Origin of the sequence: Xenococcus sp. PCC 7305 (assembly GCF_000332055.1) — a bacterium.
GTDB lineage: Bacteria > Cyanobacteriota > Cyanobacteriia > Cyanobacteriales > Xenococcaceae > Xenococcus.
Genome location: NZ_ALVZ01000023.1, coordinates 1 through 3,845, shown reverse-complemented (window position 1 = coordinate 3,845; position 3,845 = coordinate 1). Strand labels below are relative to the sequence as shown.

The 3,845-nt window shown below is 42.3% G+C and carries 3 protein-coding genes; all 3 read left to right on the top strand.

From position 1 onward, the window contains the following. The first annotated feature begins 210 nt into the window (after window positions 1-210). The 3 genes from XEN7305_RS00270 to XEN7305_RS00260 all read left to right on the top strand — a co-directional run bounded on the left by XEN7305_RS00270 (window position 211) and on the right by XEN7305_RS00260 (window position 3,657). Window positions 211-435 carry a hypothetical protein gene (locus XEN7305_RS00270; protein ID WP_006507282.1) on the top strand — a complete coding sequence of 75 codons (225 nt, stop codon included), beginning with the start codon at window positions 211-213 and terminating at the stop codon, window positions 433-435. Window positions 436-615: 180 nt separating this feature from the next. Next, window positions 616-972, top strand: a complete 357-nt coding sequence (locus XEN7305_RS00265) for a phage holin family protein (protein WP_006507281.1) — start codon at window positions 616-618, stop codon at window positions 970-972. Window positions 973-1,029: 57 nt separating this feature from the next. Continuing rightward, a complete protein-coding gene (locus tag XEN7305_RS00260) occupies window positions 1,030-3,657 on the top strand; it encodes a chloride channel protein (RefSeq protein WP_006507280.1) in 2,628 nt (875 codons plus the stop codon). Window positions 3,658-3,845 lie beyond the last annotated feature (188 nt).

The following is a 3,845-nucleotide window of genomic DNA, read 5'->3' as shown; positions in this document are numbered from 1 at the left end:
AATAATAATAGCTAGATTTCCCTAATTCCCTACATCCCTATTTCCCTAAGCGAGAAGTATTGCATCGCTTCCCATAAAGGATGAAGAAAATTCTGATAATTCCACGAATAAGCCATATTTAATAGGGGTTTGAGCATTTTTTCATTGAGGAGTTATTTTCAACTCGGAGTTATATTGGGTAATGCTTAGTGAGAATAGGAGATAAACCTTATGAATTTTATGAGTCGAGAAGAACTTTTAGAGGAAATTTCTTTGATTAAGCAAGATTTAGAGTTAATAAAATCTTCAAGAAAAGTACTATTAAAATTCAGAGTTTCTGATTATGCACTTAGATCTTTAAAAAGACTTGAGGCTGTAGAAGCGGTAATTCTAGAGCCATCTAATTCCAAATGCCCTTGTTGTAATGGAACTGGGCGAGTACATTCATCGCCTTGAAATAAAACCAGTCTGGATTATCTGATGAAAGTTAGGTGGTTAAAGGTTAAAGAGAAAGGGAAGACAGCCTTCTGCCTTCTGCCCTCTGCCCTCTGTCCTCATTTCATTATGCTTTTATGACCGATTATTGCGTAGAATGGGTTTTGAATAGCAATTAATCAAATATTCAGTTAGTAAGTCATGTTGCAATTTTTACTTACATGGTTGGCAACGGCAGTTTCATTGCTAATTACCGCTTGGATCGTTCCTGGTTTAATCATAGAGGGTTTTTTAGCTGCTGCTATAGGTGCGATCGCATTGGGTTTTGTCAATGCGATCGTTAAGCCGATAATCGTCCTGTTTACCTTGCCTTTAACAATTTTGACTTTGGGTTTATTCCTGTTGGTAGTTAACGCGATCGCACTGGGGTTAGTTGGTTATTTGACTCCTGGGTTTGATGTTACAGGTTTCTTTCCCGCAGTTTTCGGCTCGATTGTCCTCTCTTTTGTCTCAGGATTCATCAGTCAGTTTTTCCAAGTAGACAATGAATACCAATAGACTTTTAGGCTTATCGATTTGCTTACCCATGAGACCCATTACCCATTACCCATCTAGATGATCAAGCTTCTTCCTAGTTGGTGGAAATCGCGAATATTTGCTAGAAGCTCGATCGATAATCGTTATGCCCTACTAGAAGCCTGCTTGATTGGATTCTTGTCGGGTATTAGTGCTTTATTCCTGAAATCAGGAATTGGCTGGCTCGGAGGGTTGCGCATCAAAGCAACATATTTATTTGACCCTCATTTATCCTTACCTATAGTCGGTTTACTCTTAGGTATTTTGGCAGGTTGGGCGATCGAATTATTGGCTCCTGCTGCCGCAGGCGGAGGCATTCCCCAGGTTAAGGCGGTCTTGGCAGGATATCCGCTCTTAATCAATCTCAGAGTTGCGCTGGTCAAAACCTTGGGAACTATTTTGGTTTTAGGGGCAGGTTTAACTCTCGGCAGAAGAGGCCCCACAGTACATATCGGCGCAGCTCTGGCCGCCCAACTAAGTCGCTGGATTCCCAATTCCCCGACCAATCGCCGTCAAATGATTGCCGCTGGGGCAGCCGCAGGTTTAGCCGCAGGCTTTAATACTCCGATCGCGGGGGTTTTGTTTGTTGTCGAAGAGTTGATGCGAGATATTTCTGGCCTAACTCTAGAAACTGCAATCCTGGCATCCTTTACTGGGGCAGTTGTATCTCGGCTTTTCGGTGGCACAGCCCTCAATTTATCTTTGGCTGGTCGAACTGCAAATTTTACCGCTGTGGAAATTCCTTTCTATCTGATTTTGGGCATATTTGCAGGTATTTTGGGAGGCTTGTTTAATAAGGGAGTGATTTGGGGAACCAAGTTCCATCGTCGCTTACCAATCTCGATGCCTCTCAGGATTGGGATTGCCGGTCTAATTTCGGGATTAGTAATCTCGTTTTTACCGAATGTTTTTTGGGATCATGCGGGGTTAAGAACCTATTTAATTTCGGGTAACTTGAGTTGGCAAACCACTGCGATCGCCTTTGCCGCTCATTTTTTGCTGACTATCCTAGCCTATAGTGCCGGTGCCCCAGGAGGTTTATTTGCCCCTGCTTTAGTTCTGGGTGCAGCTCTGGGTTATCTTGTTGGCACAGCTCAATATGCTTTGATTGGGGAATTTTCTGCTTTCACTTTTGCTTTTTCCACCTATACTTTTGCTTTGGCAGGGATGGGTGCTTTTTTTACCGCAGTGGTACGAGTTCCGGTAACGGCAATTGTGATTGTCTTTGAGATGACGGCAGATTTTAATATGGTTTTGCCGTTGATGATTTCTTCAGTGGTGGCTTATGTGATTGCCGATAGCTTTGCACCTGGTTCTATTTACGAACATCTATTGGATGTAAGTGGTATTCATTTGGATGAAGAGTCGCCGACTAATGATTTTTTAACTGAATTGACCGCAGAAGATGTGATGCAGTCTCAGGTCGAAACTTTAGCTACCAATTTAACAATTGAAGAAGTAGTAACAGCCATGTCTCTTTCCCATCATCGAGGTTTTCCGGTGGTCAAGGGGGATAAATTGGTGGGAATTATTACGCAATCAGATATTGCCGATGACATGAAAAGGATGGAGGGACTTTTTTTAGAAGATATTATGACTCCCCAACCGATTACCGTTAGTCCTGATATTTCTTTGGCCGATGTTTTATATTTACTCAGTCGTTACCAACTATCTCGTTTACCCGTTACCGAGGGCAATAAACTTGTCGGCATTATTACCCGCAGTGACATTATTAAAGTAGAAGCTCAAAGATTGTCTGGCGATCGCGATGTTTTAATTCAGGCTGGTCCATCCTATGTGATCTATAAAACTCGTTCTCCTTCTACGGGTCGCGGACGGATTTTGTTACCCATTGCCCATCCCGATCATGCCTATCCTTTGATGCAAATGGCGATCGCGATCGCCCGTTACCAAAAGTATGAAATCGAATGTTTGCAAGTGATTTCTGTCCCCAACTACGTCTCGCCTTCCCAGGCCAAGGTTGAGATTACTTTTAGTCGTCATCTAATGCATCGCATGGAAAGATGGGGGCGCAAAGAAAATATTCCTGTGCATACTCAAGTTATGGTAGCAACGGATATTGCCACAGCTATTTTGGAAACTGCGACCCATGATCATGTAAATATGCTGGTCATGGGCTGGAAGGGCAATACTGACCCCCATGAACAAATATTTGGCAATGTGGTGGACAAGGTTATTGAACATACAACCTGTGAACTGCTATTGGTTAAGTTGGGTGATCGGCTCCAGACTTTTCCTGATGATTTGGATGATCAGGGAAAATGGTTGATTCCTATTACAAAAGGGGGCAAATTACCCAAAACAATGAAAATTCTACCTGGGTTGGTCAGTCTCTACAACAAACCGAATACTCCCGAAATCAATCTCTGTCAAATTTATCTACCTACTGAGGAAAAGACCAAGTTTAAGGATGTTACGAAATTGGCTCAGGCGATCGCGGATAAAACTAATGTGGAGGTCAAAGCGACTCCGCTTTCTGCTCATTCAGTTCCCGAAGCAGTGACTAATATCTGTAAGGCTGAGTTCTATAATTTGGTGATTTTAAGTGCCAGCAACGAAGGTTTATTGCATCACGGAGTTTGGGGTAATATTCCTGAGGCGATCGCGAGCAAGCTGGAGACAACAGTTTTAATTATTCGAGTTTGATTTGACTTTGAGGTCAACAAAATTATTTTTGGGAAAAGGCTTTATCTTAAGCTTTAACCTTAGCCTTTTCCCTATAAGGTTTTAAGAATTGGGGTTGCTGATTTAAAACATGAAAGAATTTTAGACTAATATTCTTTGCTTCTTTCTTTGCGTCTTTGCGCCTTTGCGCGAGACAAATTCATATCTGG

Bases quoted from the DNA above. Each gene is read 5' to 3' on its own strand.
- XEN7305_RS00270 (WP_006507282.1), top strand. From the start codon at position 211: ATGAATTTTATGAGTCGAGAAGAACTTTTAGAGGAAATTTCTTTGATT.
- XEN7305_RS00265 (WP_006507281.1), top strand. From the start codon at position 616: ATGTTGCAATTTTTACTTACATGGTTGGCAACGGCAGTTTCATTGCTA.
- XEN7305_RS00260 (WP_006507280.1), top strand. From the start codon at position 1,030: ATGATCAAGCTTCTTCCTAGTTGGTGGAAATCGCGAATATTTGCTAGA.